This is a genomic window from Variovorax paradoxus, from assembly GCF_040544635.1.
GTDB lineage: Bacteria > Pseudomonadota > Gammaproteobacteria > Burkholderiales > Burkholderiaceae_C > Variovorax > Variovorax paradoxus_R.
The window spans coordinates 265,357-285,977 of the sequence record NZ_JBEPKJ010000005.1; the positions used below are offsets into that span (position 1 = coordinate 265,357).

The following is a 20,621-nucleotide window of genomic DNA, read 5'->3' on the forward strand; positions in this document are numbered from 1 at the left end:
GTCAGGTACTCGCTCTGCGTTGCTGAGGCCCACAGGATAGTTGCCGGTGCGGCCGTGCAGATGCGCGAAAAACGCAACCAATGGTGCGTTTTTGCCGGCTCCTCAGGTCCATGCAGGATCTGCGCACAGTGGGTTGCGAATTTCCCGGCGGCTATTTGCACAGAACATGCTCACCATTGCCGTGTCGCGGACCTGTCCGTTCAACCAGCCTGGAGGGCCCATGGACCCATCACACGAGTATGTTCGCCTTTCCCGCACCGGCCTCTGCGCATGTGGCAGTACCCACGGTGACGATGAGGAGTGCCTCGCGGAGAAGCCTGCGAATGCCGACGATGCGCTGGCCGGCGCCATGGCCCAGGGCATGCTGCACGGCCTCTTTCCCGAGCACGGCCAGCGGCGTGCCTTCGTCAAGACGCTGGGTCGGGCGGGGGCGCTGGCCGCACTCACGGCACTCACGCCGCTGACCCAGCTTGCCGCCGTCGCGCAGGAGCGCAGCAGCAAGGGCGTGCCGGAGAAAAAGCGGCTCGCTGTCGGCTTCCTGCCCATCACCTGCGCGACGCCGCTGATCTATGCGGAGCAGCTCGGACTTTTCCCGCGCGAGGGGCTGGAGTTGAGCCTGCAGAAGATCGCCGGAATCGCGCTGATCCGCGACAAGATGGTGAACGGGGAACTGGACATCTCCCAGCAGGTGATGCCCGTTGCGCTGGCCATGTCCGCCGGCATCGGCGGCGCTCCCATTCCGGCCCGTGTGATGACGGTGCTCAACCAGAACGGCAACTCGCTGGTCCTTGCGATGAAGCACAAGGACAACCGCGACCCGAAGAACTGGAAGGGCTTCAGGTTTGCCGTGCCGTTCGAGCAATCCCACCAGATGCTCCAGCTGCGCCACTACCTCGCATCGGCGGGGCTGGACGCGGACCGGGACGTCTCCTACCGCGTCGTTCCTCCGTCCGAGTACGTCTCCAACCTCCGCGTGGGCAACATCGACGGCTTCTTCGGCGGCGAGCCGGGCGGCCAGCGCGCTGTGTACGAAGGCACGGGTTTCATTCACCTGGTTTCGAGCGAGATCTGGCCGGAGCATCCTTGCTGCTCGGTCACAGCAACCGAGGCCTGGATCAAGGCCCATCCGAACAGCTTCATGGCCGCCTACCGCGCGATCATTGCAGCGAGCCTGCATGTGTCCGAGCCTGCCAATCGCGCAGGGATGGCCAAGATCCTTGCCCAGCCCCAATATCTCAATCAGCCCGAAACGGTCGTGGACCAGGTCCTCACCGGCAGGTACGCCGATGGCCTTGGCAATGTGAAGACCCTGCCGCGCCGCATCGACTTCCAGCCCTTTCCTCACTACTCCAGCGCGGTGTGGCTTCTGACCCAGATGCGCAGATGGAACATGATCAAGGAGGACCTGGACTACAAGGGTCTCGCCCGCCAAGTCATGCTGGCCACCGATGCAAAGCGCCTCATCGAGGAGCGCGGCGGCAGGGCGCCCGAGGTCGGATTCCGCAAGGAAATCATTCTGGGCAAGAGCTTCGACTCCGATCGTCCCGCCGACTATCTGAAGTCGCTGGGCAAGGCGTGATCATGCAGGGCGCGATCTCGACCTCACGCTCCTGGCTGGCCACTTTGGCGATCGGCCTGCTCTTGCTGGCCGTCTGGCAGGCACTCGCCTCCAGCGGGGGCGGCAGCGCGCCGGCGGAGCTTTCCGACTACGACAAGCTGATGGGCAAGAGTCCCGGTGCATCCGTGGAGCGCTCGGCCATTCCGACGCCGGTCGATGTGTTCAAGCGCGCCGGCGAACTGTTTGCGGATCCGTTCCGCCGCAACGGCGAGAACGACCTGGGCATTGCCTGGCACTTGCTCGACTCGCTCAGGCGCGTGTTCAGCGGCTACGCCCTGGCCGTGCTGGTCGGCGTTCCCCTGGGATTTTTGCTGGGTCTGGTTCCATGGCTGGGCCAGGCGCTGAATCCTTTCATCCAGCTGCTGCGGCCCGTCTCGCCCATGGCCTGGATGCCGCTCGCGCTCTACACGCTGAAAGACAGCGGCGCCTCGGCGATCTTCATCATCTTTATCTGTTCGATCTGGCCGATCTTGATCAACACCCTGTACAGCACCGCGAGCGTGCGCCAGGACTGGACCAATGTCGGCCGCGTCATCGGACTCACGCCACTGGAACGCGCGCGCAAGATCGTCTTTCCGGCGGCAGTTCCCATGATCCTCACGGGCATGCGCATCTCGATCGGCATCGCCTGGCTGGTGATCGTGGCGGCGGAGATGGTGGTGGGCCAGAGCGGGATCGGCTTCTTCGTGTGGAACGAATGGAACAACCTGCAGATCTCCAGCATCATCGTCGCCATCGTGATGATCGGCGTCGTCGGCCTGGTGCTCGACCAGTTGCTGGGTGCATTGATGAAGCATTTGAGCTTCCGTGAATGAAAGGCCAGACCATGTTGCGTCCAACTTTTTCCGCTGCCCCGATGGCCTCGAGCGCAACGCCTGGGTTCCTGCGGGTTTGCGGTGTGCGGCAGACCTTCAGCACGCCCAAGGGCGACTTTCCTGCGCTCAGCGAAATCAATCTGGAGATCCGCAGAGGCGAATTCGTTGCACTGATCGGCCATTCTGGTTGCGGCAAATCCACGCTGCTCAATCTTCTCGCGGGCCTGGCATCGCCGACCGCGGGAACCGTCTCGTGCGACGGAGAGGTCATCCGTGGGCCCGGACCTCGGCGTGCAATGGTGTTCCAGAACCATTCTCTCCTGCCGTGGCTCAGCTGCTTCGACAACGTGCGCATGGCCGTGCGCAGCGTGTTTCGCGCCGAGTCCGCATCCGCGGTCGATCACCGCACCCAGGCGGCCCTCGAAATGGTCGGCCTGGCACATGCCGCACACAAGAAGCCCAGCGAAATCTCCGGCGGCATGAAGCAGCGCGTCGGCATCGCCAGGGCACTGTCGATGGAACCGCAGGTCCTGCTGATGGACGAGCCCTTCGGCGCGCTTGACGCGCTCACGCGCGCCAAGTTGCAGGACGAGCTGCTCGGCATCGTCGAGAAAACCGAAAGCACGGTGGTCATGGTCACGCACGACGTGGACGAGGCGGTGCTCCTTGCGGACCGCATCGTCATGATGACCAACGGTCCCGCGGCACGGATCGGGGAGATCCTGGACGTGCCGATCGGGCGCCCGCGCGACCGCGTCAGCCTGGCCACCGACCCGACCTATGCGGAGTGCAGGCGTGCACTGATGGACTTCCTGTACCGACGCCAGGCGCATGTCGAGCAGCCGACGGGCTAGTTCGCCTCGGCAATCTTCCATCGCCGAGGCACTGTGCCCGGACTGAGAAGCGGCCATGCTCGGCTGCGCTTGTAATGCGCATCTCGATGTGAAATGCTATCCAGGAACCACCGGCCGGTCGGGCCGATGGAGCAGGATTGCATACGACAACGCATGAGAAGGCCGCATGACGACCAAGAAGGTACCCCTCGCCAACCTCGATTGGGACGATGTGCGCCTGTTCCTGCATATCAATCGTTCCGGGAGTCTTTCCCAGGCGGCCAGGCAGCTTCACATCGATCATTCCACGGTCAGCCGGCGGCTCGCGCAGTTGGAGTTGTGCCTGGGTGGCCCGCTCTTCGAACGCCACCGCACCGGACTCAAGCCCACCGAGCTGGCGCATGTCCTTGCGCTGCAGGCCGAGAACATGGAGCGCGCCGTGCTGTCGCTGCAGGAGGAACTTGGCGGAGCCGACAGGGAGCCATCGGGCAGCGTGCGTATTGCCATGATGGAAGGCATCGGCGCCATGTTCGTGGCTCGCCATCTCGAGCCGCTGCTGCGCAAGCACCCCAAGCTGCGCGTGGAGTTGGTGACGTCTTCTTCCATCGTCAACGTGAGCCGCAGGGAGGCCGATGTTTTCGTCAGCTTTTTCAAACCGATCGGCCAGGGATTGGCGTGCGAGACAGCGGGCTCATTCGCGTTGTATTTGTATGGCTCGCCGAGTTATCTCGAGAACCACGGAGTGCCCGCGAGTCTGGCCGACCTCTCCAAGCATCAGTTCGTGGGATACCTGGACGACCTGATCCAGCTCGACGCGGTCCGCTGGCTCGATGAAGTGGTCGCAAGGCCTCCGATGAGCTTTCAGTCCAACAGCATGCTGGCGCAGATGGCCGCCGCGGCGTCCGGGCTCGGCCTGGTGCTGCTTCCCAAGTTCTCCGTGGTGAAGGAGGACACCCTGGTGCCGGTGCTTGCCGACACGGCGAGGGTGACGCGAACGCTCTGGGTGAGCGTGCACCATGACCTCCAATACTCGGCCCGCATCCGCGCTGTCACCGAGTACCTTCATCGACTCTTCGAGTTGAAGCAAGAATGGCTCAACGGCCCAGCGGACGCGCAGCCGCGCGGCTAGCCGCCATGCATACGTGAGGACGCCTTGCCGCATCGGCGCAACCCGATGTGCGGATTTGCCCAGAGCGTCACTGCGGCAGCCAACCCGTGTTCCGATACATTGAAGCTCCTGATCCTGCAGAAGAGCTCTCGCCATGCCTCAAGACATCAGCACCCAGTTGATTCACCACGCCTACGTTCCGCCGGCCGGCTACGAGGCGGTTCCCCCGGGCGTGTTCAAGGGATCGACGGTGTTGTTCCCCAACGCGGCAACGGTGCGCGAACGTGCCAAGGCATTCGGCTACCGCGACGGGTATAGCTACGGCCTCTACGGCACGCCGACCACGTACACGCTCGAACAGCGCTTGTGTACGCTCGAAGGTGGTCGGCACTGCCTGCTCTGTCCGAGCGGTCAGGCGGCCATTGCCCTGGTCAACCTCGGCTTGCTGTCGAGCGGCGACGAGGTGCTTCTGCCCACCAACGTCTATGGGCCTTCGCTGCGCCATGCACGGGCGACGCTCTCGCAGATGGGCATCACCCATCAGTGCTACGACCCCTTGGACGTCGCCGATCTGCAGGCCAAGTTCAGCGTGCGTACCAAGCTCGTCTGGGTCGAGGCACCAGGCTCGATCACCATGGAATTTCCGGACCTTCGCACATTGGTGGCGACGGCCAAGAACGCGGGCGCGATCGTCGCGCTCGACAACACCTGGGGCGCAGGCATCGCATTCGCGCCGTTCGAGATGGGCGTGGACATCAGCGTTCACGCGCTGACAAAGTACCCTTCAGGCGGTGCCGACGTCCTGATGGGCTCGATCATCACCAACGACGATAAGCTGCGTGACAAGCTCCGCATCGCCTACCTGGACCTGGGCATGGGCGTGGGCGCCAACGACGCAGAACTGGTGCTGCGGGGCTTGGCATCCATCAAGGCTCGCTATGACCTGCACGACGCCACGGCTCGGGCGCTCGCCTCTTGGTTGGCCAGGCAAAACGGAATAAGCAGGGTCTTGCACCCCGCCTTGGAATCCTGTCCAGGGCACGAATACTGGGCGACCCACTGCAGCGCAGCCGCCGGCCTCTTCTCGGTGCTCATCGACGAGTCTCGCACCCCCGCGCAAGTCGATGCTTTCTGCGACCGTCTTCAATTGTTCGGGATCGGCCTGTCCTGGGGCGGGCCCATGAGTCTGGTCATGGCCTATGACATGGGAAGCATCCGCAGCGGCAAGCAGAGTTATGCCGGGCATCTGCTGCGCTTCTCGATCGGCCTGGAGGGCGCTGACGATCTGCGAGAAGATTTGGCACAAGCGCTGTCCGAGGCGTTGGCTGCATAGACGAATTCTCAAAGCCCAGCGGTGCAAGAAGGAGTGATCTACACAGACGCCGCGGCCCCTTCATCATTTCCTCCGAATGGCGAAAACTTAAGGGGTAGAGCCACATACCGGCGGGCGCAGACCAACATCACTTCCAAAAAGGATAGTGCAGCCGTTTGAGCACTTGCGCAGTTCAACGCACGAAAAGACGTGTGCCCCATCGAATCTCGCAGCTAAGCGCCTGGGAGTTGTGAACAACGTCGCAGGGAGGGGCGACCCCGACACCGCGCAATCGTTGCATCCTGGTCGCAGGTGGCGGCTTCACCGGACTGTCGGCAGCGTTGGCAAGGGAGCCAAGGTAGTCGTCCTCGAAGCAGTGCGTATGGTCGGTGAAGCTTCAGCCCGCGACGGCGTAGGCGTCCGGCCAACCCGCCTTGACGGCGAGTTCGGTGTTCAGCTGTGCTGCCAACAATGTGGCAGATGCATCTTCAATGCGACTGGCAGGCTGCGTCGGCAGTCGCGTGAGGACGTCGCGGATATAGGCGTAGGGGTCGTGCCCGTTGAGCTTGGCCGAGTGGATCAGGTCATCACGGCTGCCGCTCGTTTGCCTGCGCGTAGTGATCCGGCGAACAGCCAGTTCTGCCGTCCGAGGGCAACGGGCCGGATCTGTTCTTAATCCAGTTGTTGCCGATCGGCAGATCACCGTCTTCCAGGAAGCGAGTGAGTGCATCCCAGCATTTGAGGCTGTGGTCGACTGCCTTGGCAGTAGCTGATTCGTCGGGGATCTTCTGCCGCTGCTGGCGCATCCATTGGCGCATCCATTGGCGCAGCGCATGGCGCCGCCGGCCCCGACCACCTCACGCTCGACGTGTCGTACAGCTCGCCGAAGAACTACAGCGCCTGCCCGCCTTAGCCATCCTTGAGGTTCGCGTGAAGTCCTTCAGCGGATCCACCGGGAGCTTGCGATAGATCGCCCCCTGCGCGAGAGCTGATCACGCCCGGTCTGCTGGATTGACTCGTGTTTCTCAACCTCACCAATGTCGACTCGAGCGCCCGCCGGGGACTGGCTTTTATGCAAGCTACCGTGCAAGTTTACGGGTGCCGGCTTGCATGCTTCTCGCATGAAGTGACGTGAATATCAACCTCTATTCTGTTTTAGGAATTTTTATGTCCATCTCCCGGAGAATCGCTCTCAAAACGGCATGCGCATCGGCCATCGGCTGGACGAGCGCCACACCTTGGACCTTGGTGCGGGCCAACCAAGCGCTCAAGATAGTTTCGCCTTTTAACGCGGGCGGGGTTAATGACGTATTGGCACGAGCCTTGGCTAAACCACTGGGCGACCTAGTGCACCAAAATGTAATTGTGGAGAACCGGCCTGGTGCAGGCGGCAGCATCGGTGCCGGTTATGTCGCTCGGTCGGCACCCGACGGCAACACCTTGCTTCTGGGCATCGTCGATACACAGTCGATTATTCAGTTCATTTACCGCAAACTGCCTTACAACCCCGAAACCGATTTGCGCCCGGTGAGTTTGGTCTCCCATATTCCTATCGTGCTGACAGTGGGCCAATCACTGGACCAGATTCGCAATGTCGCAGATTTAACCCGGCTGGCCAAGAGCCGGCCCGGCGCAATCAGCTATGCTAGCTGGGGCGTGGGCAGCATCGTCCATCTCGCCATGGAACGGCTGGCAACGGCCTTGGGTCTTGAACTGCTCCACGTGCCTTTTTCGGGCCAAGCACCCGCCGTGCAAGCCGTGCTCAGCAAACAGGTGGACATGATGTTCGTCCCTGCGGGCGCCGCCGACGCCGCATCCAAGGATGGCCGGGCCAGGATCCTGGCGAGTGCAACGGCCACGCGCCTGGAGCTGTTGCCGCAAAGTCCCACGCTTAAGGAACTGGGCGTCGACCTGTCGATGGGGCTCTGGCAGGCACTGTATGCGCCGGCTGGCACATCCGCTGCGAAGATGGACGAACTGACCAGTGCTGTGCACAAGGCCATGCAGGATAAGGCGTTCGTCGACGTGCTGCGTGTGCAAGGCGCCAAGCCTGATCCCACCTCCGCCGACGGATTGCGCAAGCTGCAGAGCGAAGAGCGCCAAGTGTACGGCGCACTGGTCAAGCGACTCGACATCCGGATCGACTAGTGCAGTGTTTCGTTCTGTCTGGAACTTAAGCTTATTGGCGCGAATGACCTTTGACCTTGCCCCTGTGATCCCCCGAATTCCGGACTTTTCAAAAGTAGAGGGTGCGGTTGCTCTCCGGAACCCGCGGAGGGGCGCAAGGAGAAGCGATGAAGAGGTCGAGATTCAGCGAGGACGCATCCGCGCTGCGGCTGACCGCAGCGCGCTGGCCTGCCCGTAGCGAGCCTGCGAACAGCCAGTTTGATCTTCCGATGGCGATCGACTGGATCTGGTTCTCCACCCAGTTGTTGTCCGCCGGCAGATCGCCGTCATCGATGTAGCGCGTGAGCGCCTGCCAGCGCTTGAGGCTGTAGTCGATCGCCCTGGCCGTGGCCGAGCCCTCCGGCACCCTCTGCCGTTGCCCGGCGAGCCATTGCTGCAGGGCATCGGCCACCTTGCGGGACTTCTCTTGTCGTATTCGACGTCGCTCGTCCGGCATTAGCTCGGCGACCTCGCGTTCAACAGCGCAGAGCTCGCCGAAGAACTTCAGCTCCTGCTCGCCGATCGGGCTGCCGTGATTGACCCAGAGTTCGTGCAACTTGCGCCTCGCGTGTGCCAAGCAGCCCGCCTTAGTGACGCCGAGCTCGAAGCACGCCTTGCAGCCACTGAAGTCATCGCATACCAGCGTGCCGCGCCAGCCATGCTCGCCCGGCAGCCTGAGGCGCACTACTGCCTCGCAGATGGCCTCGGCGTCAGCCGCGTCGTTCTTGTTTGTCTTGACGTAACGCTTGACGTGCTGCGGCGCCATCAAGCGAACGGTGTGGGCCATTCCTTCGAGCTTGCGGGCCCAGTGATGGGCACTCCCGCAGGTTTCCATGCCGATGAGACACGGCGGCAGATTGACGAAGAACTCGGCTACCTGATTGCGTCGAAGCCGCTTCCTCAGCACAGCCTTGCCGTGCTCATCTATGCCGTGGACCTGGAACACGTTCTTTGCCAAGTCGATGCCAACAGTCGAAATCTTCATGGTGGACGCCCCTTTCGGATCAAGTGGTGGTGACAACGTCACACTCAGCTTCGTCGAACCGATCAAGGCAACTGTTGTCGGTGGGCGCGTCTTCGATGTGGAAGCCAATGCCGTCAAGGTAATACAAGGGCTTGATGTGTTGGCGAGCACAGGTGGCTACGCGCGGAGCGGTCAATACGCTCTTCAACGCGAGTCGGCAGCTCACGCTCAGTTGCTGAATCGCACTGCAAGCAACAAAAGCAAATAGACGAACAGCAAGAGCGCCCCGACGAAAGCGAACTCCATGGACGACATGCCCGCGTCTTCACGCAGCAGGTTCATGAAGAAATTTCCCGGCAGCAGGTTGAGCGGTTTCATGTGCGTTCTCCCAGTAAAGTGACCAATTGGCGCTGCGTGCTGCCCGTCCTGGGACCAAGCGTTTCGCCATGGAGTCACTGTAGAAATTGCGCCGCCCGCGCGCATGAGTGGTGCGCCCCTTGTCCAGGGAGACAATCGCCCCGCCAGTCCTGCCACTGCCTATGACAAAGCGCCTCTCAGGGGAAGGAATGCGATCGGGAGCCTCCGGTGGGGCACCTTCGGATCGGCTGCCCGGCCCTTCGGCTTCCTCTGCCTCGGTCGGGAGGGGGCTTCGATGAGGCCTGCAGCGACAAGCACCGCTGCGTTGCGTATATCTGCCGGATCGGTCACCGTCAGCGCGGGGCGCTACTGCTGCCCCGTGCCGCCACATCTTCACAGCCGCGGCGGATCGCTCTCGCGTGCCGGATGGCGGTGTTGCGCAACGCTCGCGATGAAATCGCTGGCGGCGGCGTCCACGGCGGCCGCGTCCGTGAGGATCAGCCCCGGGTCGGGCGTGCCGTCGGGCAGCGCGAGCGGAATGCCCGCTTCGGTGAGCAAGGCCTGCGATGCGCCAAGCGCAAGGATGGTCTTGCCGTGCCGGTACTGGTCCTTGATGAAATCCATCGTGTGGCCGTCGGCGACCAGCGCCTCGACGGCCGCGAGCCCGTCGGGCAGCACGAGCGCGTCGAACAGGAACCCGGGGCTGTTCTCCATGCTCGCATCGGCCTCCATCGGCGCGGTGCCCGCCACGGCGCAGGTGCCCAGGCGCGAGGCCACCAGCCGCGGCACGGCCCCCGCGCCCACCAGCGCGACCAGCAGCTTGCCCAGGGCGACGCCGTCTGCGCCATCGGCCACCAGCATCGCGATCTTGCGCGTGCGGATGCCACCGTCACCGGGCCGCGCGGTAAGTGACAGCGCGGGCGAGCGGTCGACTTCGGGGGCCGGCGGTGTTTCCATGGCGCGGGGCAGCGGTGCGGGCAGCGCCATGCCCAGCCCCTGCGCCACGCGCGCGGCGAGGTCGGGCGATGCGTTGTGCAGGCTGGCGACCACGCGCTCGCGCACGGCGGGCACCGTCACCTTCGACAGCTCGAAGCGGAAGGCGGCGGCGATGTGCGCCTGCTCCCACGGCGTCTGGCTCTCGAAGAACAGCCGCGCCTGCGTGTAGTGGTCGGCAAACTTCTCGGGCTTGACGCGCACCTTGTCGCTGCTCTCCTTGGCGTCCAACCGCTTCGCAATGCTCTCGAAGCCTTGTCCGGCGCCGGCCTGGAAGGGGCAGCCGCCGCCGAGCGAATTGGGCTCGTAGGCCGAGCGTCCGCGGTGGATGGCCTGGCGGTGCATGCCGTCGCGCTGGTTGTTGTGCACGGGCGCCACCGGTGCATTGATCGGCAACTCATGGAAGTTGGGGCCGCCCAGGCGCGAGATCTGCGTGTCGACGTACGAATGGATGCGCCCCGCCAGCAGCGGGTCGTTGGTGAAGTCGATGCCGGGCACCACGTGCGCCGCGCAGAACGCCACCTGCTCGGTCTCGGCAAAGAAGTTGTCGGGGTTGCGGTTGAGCACCATGCGGCCCACGATCCGCACCGGCACCAGCTCCTCGGGCACGATCTTCGTCGCGTCGAGAACGTCAAAGCTGAATTGCTCGGCCTGTTCCTCCGTGAAGATCTGCAGGCCCAGTTCCCATTCGGGGTACTCGCCTGCGTCGATCGCTTCCCAGAGGTCGCGGCGGTGGTAGTCGGGGTCGGCACCGGAGATCTTCACCGCCTCGTCCCAGACCAGCGAATGCGTGCCGAGCTTCGGTTGCCAGTGGAACTTGACGAGCACCGATTCGCCCGCGTCGTTGACGAGCCGGAAAGTGTGCACGCCGAAGCCCTGCATCGTGCGGTAGCTGCGCGGAATGGCACGGTCGCTCATCTGCCACATCAGCATGTGCGTGCTCTCGGGCATGAGCGACACGAAGTCCCAGAAGGTGTCGTGCGCCGAGGCCGCCTGCGGCATCGCATGATGCGGCTCGGGCTTCACAGCGTGGACCAGGTCGGGAAACTTCATCGCATCCTGGATGAAGAACACCGGCATGTTGTTGCCGACCAGGTCCCAGTTGCCCTCGTCGGTGTAGAACTTGACGGCGAAGCCACGCACGTCGCGCGCCGTGTCCTTGGAGCCGCGCTCGCCAGCCACAGTCGAGAAGCGCACGAACACGGGCGTCACCTTGCCGGCCTCTTGAAAGGGCGCCGCCTTGGTGTAGTTCGTCAGCGGTTCGTAGCATTCGAAGAAGCCGTGCGCTCCCGAGCCGCGCGCATGGACGATGCGCTCGGGAATTCGCTCGTGGTCGAAGTGCGTGATCTTCTCGCGCAGGATGAAGTCTTCAAGCAGCACCGGCCCGCGCGCACCGGCCTTGAGCGAGTTCTGGTTGTCGGCGATCCGCACGCCCTGGTTGGTCGTGAGCTGCTGCCCGCCCGAATCAACGCGCACGCGGTCCAGCGTGTCGATGGTGGCGTTGATGCCTTCGGGCGCGACCGTGCCCGTCTTGCCGGAAGCGTTCGACTCCGACGGCGTGCTGCCGGTGGGCAGGCGCGACGGCGGCTGCGTGTGCAGCCCCACGGGTGGGACCGGCCCGTGCTCGAGCGGCTTGTTGGTGTTGGCGGGCATCGACGCGGCGAGCACCTGCGTGTCGATCGCCTTCTGCGCGGGGATGTCGCCTTTGCCTGCCGCGGGCGGTGCGGCGTGCGCGGGGCCGCTGTCGGTGTTGCGCGCCGCGGCACGGGCGGCATCGAGCGCGGCCGGGGAGGGCGCGCTGGCTTTGGGTGGTTTGGCCATGGGAGGAGTTCCGGGGTTGATTCGGGGAGGTTCAACGTAGAACGGAGAATCAGGCGGGCCTGTAGGACGCCGCAGGCAATTCGATGCCGTCCGTTTCATCGATGCCGCGCCGCGCCGCGCGGCCACGGACGACGGCAGCCGCAGTTCATCGAAGAGGCCTACAACGCCAAGCGGCTGTACTTGGCTCGGCTACCGCCCACCCAACGGATTCGAATTCGTGGCCGCTTTCATCGGCTGCTGCTCCGGCGGACGCCCGTGCAGTCCGCGCATCGCCCATGCAACGTCAGATCGTGGCGTTGGACCAGAAAACCCGCAGGGGCCAGGTCTTCCATGCGCCCGGGGCAACCGTGGATCGGAAACACACGACCGCAGTCACCGCAGTGGAAGTGATGGTGATGGTGGTCCGCTTCACCGTGATCGGACTCGCACAGCGCCTCGTAGCGCGTGGCCTGGCCCGGCAAATCGACGCCCACGATTTCGTCGTCCTCCAGCAGGCTCTTCAGCTGCCGATAAACCGTTGAGAGGCTCAGGCGGGGGACCGATCGCTGCGCAAGCTCGCAGATCTCCTGCGGGGTAAGAGACCGCCGGCTGTCGGACAGCGCGGCGAGCACCGCGTCGCGTTGGCGTGTATGACGTTCCACACACCCATGGTAATCGCAAATGAGAATGGATTTGCAATTGGCGGGTTCGTCGCTATGATCCACGCTTTTCCGCCATGCGCATTTCTCGTTTTCTCCTCTGGCTGGTTCTTGCGGTCGCGTTCATCAACGCGGGCGCGGCCACGCCGCACGGTGTCGAAACGGGGGCCGGACATCAGGCTTCGGAGTCCGGGCATTTCCAGCATCTCCACAGCGCGGATGGCGGAAGCGAAGACGACGGCGACGAGGGTGCCGAGGCTCCCTGCCATTGCAGCGGGTGCATGGCGCACGCCCACCAGGTGCTGCTGGCTTCCAGGCCTGAGCTGCCGGCCAGCCCACCGCCTGTACGTCTTCAGCGCCAGCGCCAGGCGCCGGCGCACGTCATTGCAGCCCCCGCGTATCGGGGCGCCTCGCCTCGAGGCCCGCCACAGAACGTCTGAGGCCGCAGCGCAAGCAGCGCGGCCTACCTGAGTTCGTTGCAGACGCTGGCCGCGCGCCAGTGTGGCTGCTGCCTGACGTCTTCTTCCTTCCTTTCATGAACTCACCATCTCTGGGGTGCCGGGCACCCATGGCTTTCGCATTCGCCCTTGCGACGCCCCTGCTTGCTTCAGCACAGGCGCAAGCGCCGGCCGGCACGCTGAACGAAGTGCGCGTAACCGCCGAAGGCGACCGTGTCGACCTTCAAGGCAAGCGCACGCAAGTCACCACCGACAGCACCGGCCTGCCCGCGGGCGTCACGGTCATCACGCCCGAAGAGCTCGGCACGCTCAACGTCGGGCGGGACATCTCGAACATCTTTCGCCGTGTACCCGGCGTGGTCGCCAACAACATCGACCAAGGCGACACGGGCAACGGCTTTCGCATGCGCGGCTTCGCCACGCAGGGAACGCATGGCGCGGACACCGCGGTGTACGTGGACGGCGTGCCCCAGAACATGCCGTCGAGCCAAGCCGGCGCCGGCCATGGCCCTGCCTTCCTGGAATGGCTGACGTCAGACATGATCGGTCGCATCGACGTGATCAAGGGACCGGTCTCGGCGTTGTACGGGGACCAGAACCGCGCCGGCGCCGTGGGCATCACGACGCAAACGGTTCCCGCATCGTCGAGCGTCGGGGTCTCGCTCGAAAGCTACGGTGGGCGGCGCGGATCGCTGGTGCTCTCCAACCGTTTCAACGACGTGCAGTCGCTCTTCATCGCCGATGCCTACCGCACCGACAGCTATCGGCGCGATGGCCGCATCGAGCGAGACAACCTGTTTTGGAAGCTTTCGACCCAAGTGGGCGATGGCCTGTACAGCCTGCGCGTGAACCACTACCGCTCCGAGTCGAGAGCGCCCGGCTACCTGCTGCTGCCCGATTTGCAGCGCGGCATTGTGGACCCCCGATCGACCCAATTCAACCTGCCGGGCTTCGGCAGCGGCGAACGCACGGCACTGGTCTTCAATCGCACACCGGCCAGCGGCGAGGCTGGCTGGTACGCCACGGCCTATGGCGAGACTTTCGAACGGGTGCGCGGCACCTCGACGAGCAGCGTGCTGCAAACGGTAGGCGAGGACGACCGCCACTTCTACGGCGGGCGGCTGGCGCAGAACTTCGTCTTCGGCGATGCGGCCTCGCTTTTCGTGGGCGGCGAACTGCGGCGCGACAAGGGCGACGCGCTGCGCCGCGTCTGGCGCAATGGCGTGCCGACGGCCAGCTACATCAACAACCAGGAGCTGGATCTGTTGACCTATGGCCTGTTTGCCCAAGGGCAATACAAGCTCGCGCAGAACTTCAAGCTGCTCGGCGGCGTGCGGCGCGACTGGTTCGACTACGACATCGGGAACCGCAAACTACCCGCTGCGTCCACGGGCTACAGCAGTGCCGTGACGACACCGAAGATCGGCGCGGTGTGGAGCGTGACGCCGACGCTCGACATCTTCGCCAACATTGCCGAGGGCTTTCGATCGCCGGCCGCGGAGCAGATCAGCGGCAGCGGGGCAACCGGGCCGCTGGGCGCGCGAGGCGGCACGGTGTTCGATGTGGCGCCCTCGAAGGTCAAGTCCCACGACCTGGGTTTCACGGTGTCGCCCACCGCATCGTGGAGCGCTTCGGGCGTGGTCTATCACACGCTCAATCAGGATGAAATCGTCGCGCAGGCGGACGGCTCGTTCAAGTCCGTGGGCGAGACCACGCGCAAGGGCTTCGAGCTCGAGTCAAGGCTGCGGATCGACAGTGCTTGGTCGGTCTACGGCAGCTACGGCCGCGTGCTCGAGGCGCGCGTCAACAACCCGCTGCCCAACACCGGCGAGCGGCTGTCGGTGCCGCGGCACCAGGTCAAGCTGGGAGCGGAGTACCGCCAACGCCTGGGCGAAGGCCGGCTCACCGTGAATGCCGACGCCTACCTGACGTCCGGCAATCCGTACTACGAAGGCACGCCGCAGACCCAGCTGCGAACCATGCCGACCTATACGCGCTACGACCTCAAGGCAACCTACGACTGGCAGCAGTTCCAGTTCTCGGTGTTCGCGATCTTTCAGCCGCGGCGGTTTGCGAGCGACATCGCCTACGGCACCGCGGCCGGCTTGCTGGTGTCGCCGCAGCCGCGCACACAGGTCGGCGCGTCCATGCGCTACTTCTTCTGAGGCGCCGCATGGACCAGGAAGTGCTCTCGGCGCGAGGGCTGGTCGTCACCTTGGGCGGGCGCCGTGCGATCGACGGACTCGACCTGAGCGTGCCGGCCGGCAGCGTCTACGCGCTGCTCGGCGGCAACGGCGCGGGCAAGACAACCACCCTGAACGCGCTGCTGGGCTTCGTGGCGCCGACGGCCGGAAGTGTTCAGGTCGCCGGGATCGATCCGCGCCGCAACGGCGATGCGGCGCGGCGCCATCTGGCCTACCTGCCCGAGAACGTGGCGCTGTATCCGTATCTGAGCGGCATCGAGAACCTTCAGTACTTCTGTGCGCTGGGTGGCGTGCCACTGGCCGATGCGGCAGGCCACGCCTTGCTAGATCAGGCCGGCCTGCAAGCGGTGTCGCACACAGCGCGTGTCGCCACTTACTCGAAGGGCATGCGGCAGAAAGTCGGCCTTGCCATTGCGCATGCCAAACATGCGAAGGCGATGTTGCTCGACGAGCCCACCTCAGGCCTCGATCCCGGCGCCGCCAACGACTTTGCACAGCGCGTGCGCGCCGCCGCCGGTACCGGCATGGCCGTGCTAATGGCCACGCACGACCTGTTCAACGCCAAGCAGGTCGCGGATCGCATCGGAATCATGAAGGAAGGGCGCCTCGTCGCGCAGTTCGATACCCACACCGTCAGCCACGACGAGCTGGAGCGCGCCTATCTGGCCCACACGCGCGCGGCGCCCTTGGAGTCGGTCGCGTGACGGCCGCCGCTGTGCTGCGAAAGGAACTGCGCGCGCTCGTTCGCGACGGGCGTTTCGTTGTACTTGCCGTCTCGATGTCGCTGCTGCTGGCCGGCCTGCTGTTTGCTTCGGCGCAGCAGCAGCGGCGCCTCGCGCAGGAGAAGGCGCAAGTCAGCGAACTGGTGCGTCAGCAGTGGGACTCGCAGGGTGACAAGCACCCGCATCGCGGCGCGCATTTCGGCCTCTACGCATTCCGCCCCGACTCGCCGCTGGCCGTGGTCGATCCCGGGCTCGGTCCCTACCTGGGCCAGGCGCTCTGGCTCGAGCCGCATCGGCGCAACATGACGCGCTTTCGTCCCGCGGCCGACGAGCCGCCGTCGGTGCGCTTCGGGTCCTTGACGCCGGCTTTCGTGCTGCAGGCGCTGCTGCCGCTGCTGATCGTCGCCCTGGCTTTCAACGCCGTCAGCTTGGAACGGGAAAGCGGAACCTTGCGCATGCTGCACAGCGCCGGCTTGCGCGGCCGTGCGCTGCTGGCGGGAAAGTTCCTGGCGCTGCTCGCGGTGGTCTCGCTGGTTCCGCTGGCAGCAGTGGGAGCGGGTCTTGCCCTGGTGACGGCAGGCGCGTGGCCTGGCGCGGACACCGTATGGCGCGCGGCCGTTCTGGCGGGCACCTTCTTGATCTACTGCGGTGTCTTTGCAGCCTTGGCACTGGCGGTGTCAGCCCTGGCGGCGAGCAGCCGGCGCGCGCTGTTCGTCTTGCTGGGCCTGTGGATCGCGTTCGTCTTCGTCGTGCCGCGCCTGGGCGCCGCGAGCGCGCAGGCCGTGGCACCGCTGCCGACAGCCGAGCGCTTCTGGGGTGACATCCAGCGCGACTACGCCGAAGGCCTGCCGGGCGATGGCGCGCTGGCCGCGCGCAACGAACGTTTCGATGCGGAGCTTCTGCGCCGGCACAGCGTGCGTCGCCTGGAAGACCTGCCGTTCGGCGCCTATGCGCTGCGCCGGATGGAACGGGACGCCTACGCCGACCGCGTGCATGCGATTCACTTCGGCCGCCTCTGGGATCGGTACGCAATGCAGGAGAGCGTTGCGCGCATCGCCTCGGCATTCAGCCCGACGGCGGCCATGCGTGCGATTTCCATGAAGCTCTCCGGCACCGACCTCGCGCATCAGCGCCACTTCGAGGAGGCGGCCGAGCAGTACCGCCGTCGCGCGAACATCAAGATCGACCAGTGGGACATGGACAACACCCGCGGGCTGACCTCGTTCGATGACAAGTACGCCGGTGACGCGCTCTGGCGGTCGGTCGATGTATTTCACTACACGCCGCCCACCGTCGCTTTCGCGTTGCGCGCAGCGTTGCCCGACCTCGGCGTGCTGCTCGCCTGGGCGATGGCGGCCTGCGGCTTGCTGGTGCTTGCAGCGCGGAGGCTGGGGCCATGACGAACCTCATCTTGCGCGCGGAATGGCGGCGCTTCGTTCGCCAGCATACGCATCTCTGGGTATTGGCCGCCTTGGCAGTGCTGCTTTGCATGAGTGCGCTCTGGTCAGGATTTGCCGCCAGGGAATTGCGGCTCCTGAATGCTCAGGAGATGGCCACGTGGGAGCAGGCGCGCACACAGGCGCGCGAGGCAGCAGCCGGAACGAACGCCGCGACGCCAAGCGGCGACACAAAGGCAATGATGGCCGCATTCCAGTTCGCCCGGCTCGGCGCGCCTCCCGCGCATCTGCCTGCGCTCGGCGGCCTTGCCCTTGGAACCGGAACATTCGAGCTGCTGAGCCCGACGATGCGCGTCACGGTCGAGAGCCGGCATACCGACGCACGCAAGAGCGACCGGATCTCGAACCCGCTGCTTGAAGACCTGGGGCCGCCTGATTTCGCGACGCTGGTCGCGCTGCTGCTACCCCTCGCCATCTTGGGGCTGTGCTACGGACTGGTGCAGGAGGACCGGGAGCAAGGCCGGTGGCGGCTCGTCGTTGCGCAATGCGCGCAACCCTGGAGGGTGTTCGCGATCGCGCTCTGCATCCGCGCGGCGGCGGCCTGGTCATTGGCCGCCGGTGCGTCGCTGCTGGCGTTCGCGCTGGACCCGGGCTCGACCTGGCACGCCGGTGCGGTCTGGCTGGCGACGCTGGGTGCGTTCACCGTCTGCTGGACTGCGTTGGCCGGGCTGTTCTGCTTGCTGCCGGTGTCGTCCGGCGCTGCGGCGCTCGGCATGCTCGGTGCCTGGCTGCTGGCCACGTTCGTCATGCCCGCGGCCTTGGCAGGCCTTGCCGACAGTGAGGCACCGATGCCATCGCGGCTGACGGCGGTTGCCGAACTGCGCGCCGCCCAGCAAGACGCCGAAGTGCATATGGAGGAGCACCTGGCCGCTTGGTATGCCGCTCACCCGGCTGACAGACCGGCCGGGCGCAGCACCCACACCTGGCCAGTCAGCTTCCTGCCGAGGTACCTGGCCCAGGACCGCGAGATCCGCCCGCTGATGGCGGAGTTCGACGAAGCGCGTGCGCGCCGTTTCGCTCTGCTCGAGCGATGGTCCTGGCTTTCGCCGGGCATGGCGCTCGCGATGACGGCCGACCGGCTTGCCGGCATCGATGCCCCGCGCTATGCGCGGCATGTGAACGCCGTCAATTCATACGAGGACGCCTGGCGTACCTATTTCGTGCCCCGAGTCATGAGCTACCGCGGGTTGACCGCGGAGCACTACGACAAGCTGCCCGTGTTCGAGCCTTTGGCAGCAAGCCGGGAGAGTGCGGCCTGGCGAGGTGCGATGGCGTTGGGCATCTTCGCGATCGCGCTGATTGCCGCCGTGGGCCTTGCGCGCGCGGGCCTCCGTCCTTGAAGGCACAGCCGCCACCACCTCCGCATCAGTTCATCTTTTCGAAGCACCCCATGATTTTCAGAGACGACAGTGGCGGCTTTGCGTTCTCCTGCGAAGACGCGAAGATCTCCGTTTGCACAAGCACGTGGAACAAGCGCCTGTCGCAAATTTCGCGCGTGGTCGGCCCCGTCTTGATCATGACCGGCTCCCTCCCGGACCCGGAGTACATCTCTCGGACCTTGGGCAAGCGCCCGCGAGACATCTTCATCATTGCGAATGCCGATGCACAAAAGGAGGCAAGGTTGCTCAAGCAACGCTTCCCCGAAGTACGCGTGGCGCTGCACCGAAACAACAATGCCAAAGTCGTGCTCGTGGCGCCGGACACGGTCTGGGTTTCCAGCGCCGACTTCGGCAAGACCACGCGGATAGAGTCCACAGTGGGCCTGCACTCAAGCGCCGTGTTCAACAAAACCCGCGAGTCTCTTTTCAGCAAGGTATGGGCAGAGGCAACCGAAATCGCTTGAATCGCCCGGGCGCTTGCGCGGCCGGGTGACGGTGGAGCAAAAAAAGGGCGCGATCCCGCGGAGCGGTTAACGCGCTGTTTCGGTCGCCTGCTCGGCAAGCCCGACGATGATGCCTTCGGGCCCACGGATATAGGCGAGCCGGTACGATTTTTCATACTGCATCCGGCCAATGAGTTCTGCGCCGTGGGCCTGCATCCGCGCAACGACAGCATCGATGTCATCGACGGCAAACATGACGCGACGAAGACCCAAGGCGTTCACCGGCGCGTCCACGGGCCCGAACCTGACTGCATCTGGCGTGTGGAATTTGTCCAGTTCGATTCCCTGCCCATCGGGAGTCCGCAGCATTGCGAGGGTGGCTCGGATGTCTCCAAGCCCTATGAGGCTTCCGATAGAAGGCCCTTCAACCGTGGTTTGGCCCTCAAGCTTGAGGCCCAGCTCGATAAAGAACGCCTTCACCGCTTCGAGATCGTCGACAACTATCAGGACGTTGTCCATTCGCTTGACTGTCATTTCCTTCGGTCCCTTCTTCAACGGTGTCGCGTATTTTCCGTCCCGATGCAGCGTCGCGGCACGCTTTCAAGTTTTCACGAATTTCAGGTGAATCACGTTCGGTGCCGCGACCGTTTTCACCATGGTGAGGGCATGCAGAGCGTCGACGTTGTCGAACAAGCGCTCGCCGCCACCGAGCAGCGTCGGCACCAGGTGAAGCTGCATTTCATCGACCAGGCCAGCTTTCAAGTACTGTTGCGCAGCGCGCGCGCCGCCCGCCAGCGCTACGTCCTTTCCGCCCGCCGCGCGTCGGGCCCGATCCAGCGCACTCTCGATCCCGTCGGTTACGAACGTAAAGCTCGTGCCGCCCTCCATGATCAGCGGTTCGCGCGCGTGATGCGTCAGCACGAACACCGGGTGATGAAACGGCGGGTTGCGGCCCCACCAGCCGCTCCACGGATCCGTCTTGCTCCACGGGCCCGGACCCCCGCCGAACATATTGCGGCCCATGATGGTCGCGCCAATGTTGGCGAGCTCTTCCTCCATCACCGGCGTGCTCTCGTTCACCACGCCCCCATCCATGCCATGTGGACGCCGCCAGGCCTCCAGCGGAAATACCCACTCGTGCAATTGCTCGCCGCCGGTGCCGAGCGGCTCGTGCAAACTTTGGTTCGGCCCGGCGACGAACCCGTCCAGCGACATCGAGATCCTGAGTCGAAGCTTTGACATGCTGTTCACCTGTTAATGAAAAGATGGTCGGAGCGGCGAGTCTAGAAGTTGCGGGTTTGCGCAGCAATGACAGTGAAGCCGCGGTTTCTGC

General features: G+C 64.7%; 17 protein-coding genes and 3 pseudogenes. 12 read left to right on the forward strand and 8 right to left on the reverse strand.

Annotated features, from left to right (window positions below; all coding sequences use genetic code 11):
• The first annotated feature begins 220 nt into the window (after window positions 1-220).
• The 5 genes from ABIC94_RS10940 to ABIC94_RS10960 all read left to right on the forward strand — a co-directional run bounded on the left by ABIC94_RS10940 (window position 221) and on the right by ABIC94_RS10960 (window position 5,707).
• A complete protein-coding gene (locus ABIC94_RS10940) occupies window positions 221-1,579 on the forward strand; it encodes a CmpA/NrtA family ABC transporter substrate-binding protein (protein ID WP_354373036.1) in 1,359 nt (452 codons plus the stop codon).
• 2 nt (window positions 1,580-1,581) lie between these two features.
• Entirely contained in the window at window positions 1,582-2,433 is an 852-nt protein-coding gene (ntrB, locus tag ABIC94_RS10945) for a nitrate ABC transporter permease (protein WP_354373037.1), read from the forward strand.
• A gap of 41 nt (window positions 2,434-2,474) precedes the next feature.
• Window positions 2,475-3,287 (forward strand): ABC transporter ATP-binding protein, encoded by an 813-nt coding sequence (locus tag ABIC94_RS10950; RefSeq protein ID WP_354373038.1) that lies wholly within the window; start codon window positions 2,475-2,477, stop codon window positions 3,285-3,287.
• Window positions 3,288-3,453: 166 nt separating this feature from the next.
• On the forward strand, window positions 3,454-4,395 hold the full coding sequence (locus tag ABIC94_RS10955; RefSeq protein WP_354373039.1) for a LysR family transcriptional regulator: 942 nt from the start codon (window positions 3,454-3,456) through the stop codon (window positions 4,393-4,395).
• A 133-nt stretch (window positions 4,396-4,528) separates the two neighbouring features.
• Complete coding sequence (locus ABIC94_RS10960; protein ID WP_354373040.1) at window positions 4,529-5,707, forward strand: PLP-dependent transferase; 1,179 nt, start codon at window positions 4,529-4,531, stop codon at window positions 5,705-5,707.
• 432 nt (window positions 5,708-6,139) lie between these two features.
• On the opposite strand, the pseudogene ABIC94_RS10965 reads toward ABIC94_RS10960, so the two are convergent.
• A pseudogene (locus ABIC94_RS10965) lies at window positions 6,140-6,498 on the reverse strand (IS66 family transposase); the annotation flags it as partial.
• Window positions 6,499-6,817: 319 nt separating this feature from the next.
• Between ABIC94_RS10965 and ABIC94_RS10970 the strand changes: the two are divergent.
• Window positions 6,818-7,834, forward strand: a complete 1,017-nt coding sequence (locus tag ABIC94_RS10970; protein WP_354373041.1) for a Bug family tripartite tricarboxylate transporter substrate binding protein — start codon at window positions 6,818-6,820, stop codon at window positions 7,832-7,834.
• A 181-nt stretch (window positions 7,835-8,015) separates the two neighbouring features.
• Here the strand turns inward: ABIC94_RS10970 and ABIC94_RS10975 are convergent.
• From ABIC94_RS10975 to ABIC94_RS10995, 5 genes and pseudogenes are all read right to left on the reverse strand, one after another.
• A pseudogene (locus tag ABIC94_RS10975) lies at window positions 8,016-8,507 on the reverse strand (IS66 family transposase); the annotation flags it as partial.
• A gap of 24 nt (window positions 8,508-8,531) precedes the next feature.
• Window positions 8,532-8,837, reverse strand: a pseudogene (locus ABIC94_RS10980) (IS110 family transposase); the annotation flags it as partial.
• Between the two features lie 207 nt (window positions 8,838-9,044).
• Window positions 9,045-9,194, reverse strand: coding sequence for a hypothetical protein (locus ABIC94_RS10985; protein WP_354373042.1), 150 nt, complete (start codon window positions 9,192-9,194; stop codon window positions 9,045-9,047).
• 372 nt (window positions 9,195-9,566) lie between these two features.
• Window positions 9,567-11,987 (reverse strand): catalase, encoded by a 2,421-nt coding sequence (locus ABIC94_RS10990; RefSeq protein WP_354373043.1) that lies wholly within the window; start codon window positions 11,985-11,987, stop codon window positions 9,567-9,569.
• A 227-nt stretch (window positions 11,988-12,214) separates the two neighbouring features.
• Window positions 12,215-12,691: a Fur family transcriptional regulator gene (locus ABIC94_RS10995; protein WP_354373044.1), complete on the reverse strand. Its 477-nt coding sequence runs from the start codon at window positions 12,689-12,691 to the stop codon at window positions 12,215-12,217.
• An 11-nt stretch (window positions 12,692-12,702) separates the two neighbouring features.
• On the opposite strand from ABIC94_RS10995, the gene ABIC94_RS11000 reads away from it, so the two are divergent.
• The 6 genes from ABIC94_RS11000 (at window position 12,703) to ABIC94_RS11025 (ending at window position 19,309) form a co-directional block, all read left to right on the forward strand.
• Window positions 12,703-13,065 (forward strand): DUF2946 family protein, encoded by a 363-nt coding sequence (locus ABIC94_RS11000; protein WP_354373045.1) that lies wholly within the window; start codon window positions 12,703-12,705, stop codon window positions 13,063-13,065.
• Window positions 13,066-13,193: 128 nt separating this feature from the next.
• Window positions 13,194-15,248, forward strand: a complete 2,055-nt coding sequence (locus ABIC94_RS11005) for a TonB-dependent receptor (protein ID WP_354373046.1) — start codon at window positions 13,194-13,196, stop codon at window positions 15,246-15,248.
• 8 nt (window positions 15,249-15,256) lie between these two features.
• Entirely contained in the window at window positions 15,257-15,991 is a 735-nt protein-coding gene (locus ABIC94_RS11010; RefSeq protein ID WP_354373047.1) for an ABC transporter ATP-binding protein, read from the forward strand.
• Entirely contained in the window at window positions 15,988-17,409 is a 1,422-nt protein-coding gene (locus ABIC94_RS11015; RefSeq protein ID WP_354373048.1) for an ABC transporter permease subunit, read from the forward strand. The genes ABIC94_RS11010 and ABIC94_RS11015 overlap by 4 nt, the downstream gene beginning before the upstream one ends.
• Entirely contained in the window at window positions 17,406-18,806 is a 1,401-nt protein-coding gene (locus ABIC94_RS11020; protein WP_354373049.1) for a DUF3526 domain-containing protein, read from the forward strand. Before ABIC94_RS11015 ends, ABIC94_RS11020 begins: the two co-directional genes overlap by 4 nt.
• Before the next feature lie 50 nt (window positions 18,807-18,856).
• Window positions 18,857-19,309 carry a hypothetical protein gene (locus ABIC94_RS11025; RefSeq protein ID WP_354373050.1) on the forward strand — a complete coding sequence of 151 codons (453 nt, stop codon included), beginning with the start codon at window positions 18,857-18,859 and terminating at the stop codon, window positions 19,307-19,309.
• Window positions 19,310-19,375: 66 nt separating this feature from the next.
• Here the strand turns inward: ABIC94_RS11025 and ABIC94_RS11030 are convergent, their stop codons facing one another.
• Together ABIC94_RS11030 and ABIC94_RS11035 are read right to left on the reverse strand one after the other, a co-directional pair.
• A complete protein-coding gene (locus tag ABIC94_RS11030; RefSeq protein WP_354373051.1) occupies window positions 19,376-19,822 on the reverse strand; it encodes a VOC family protein in 447 nt (148 codons plus the stop codon).
• Window positions 19,823-19,888: 66 nt separating this feature from the next.
• On the reverse strand, window positions 19,889-20,530 hold the full coding sequence (locus ABIC94_RS11035) for a dihydrofolate reductase family protein (RefSeq protein ID WP_354373052.1): 642 nt from the start codon (window positions 20,528-20,530) through the stop codon (window positions 19,889-19,891).
• Between the last annotated feature and the right edge of the window lie 91 nt (window positions 20,531-20,621).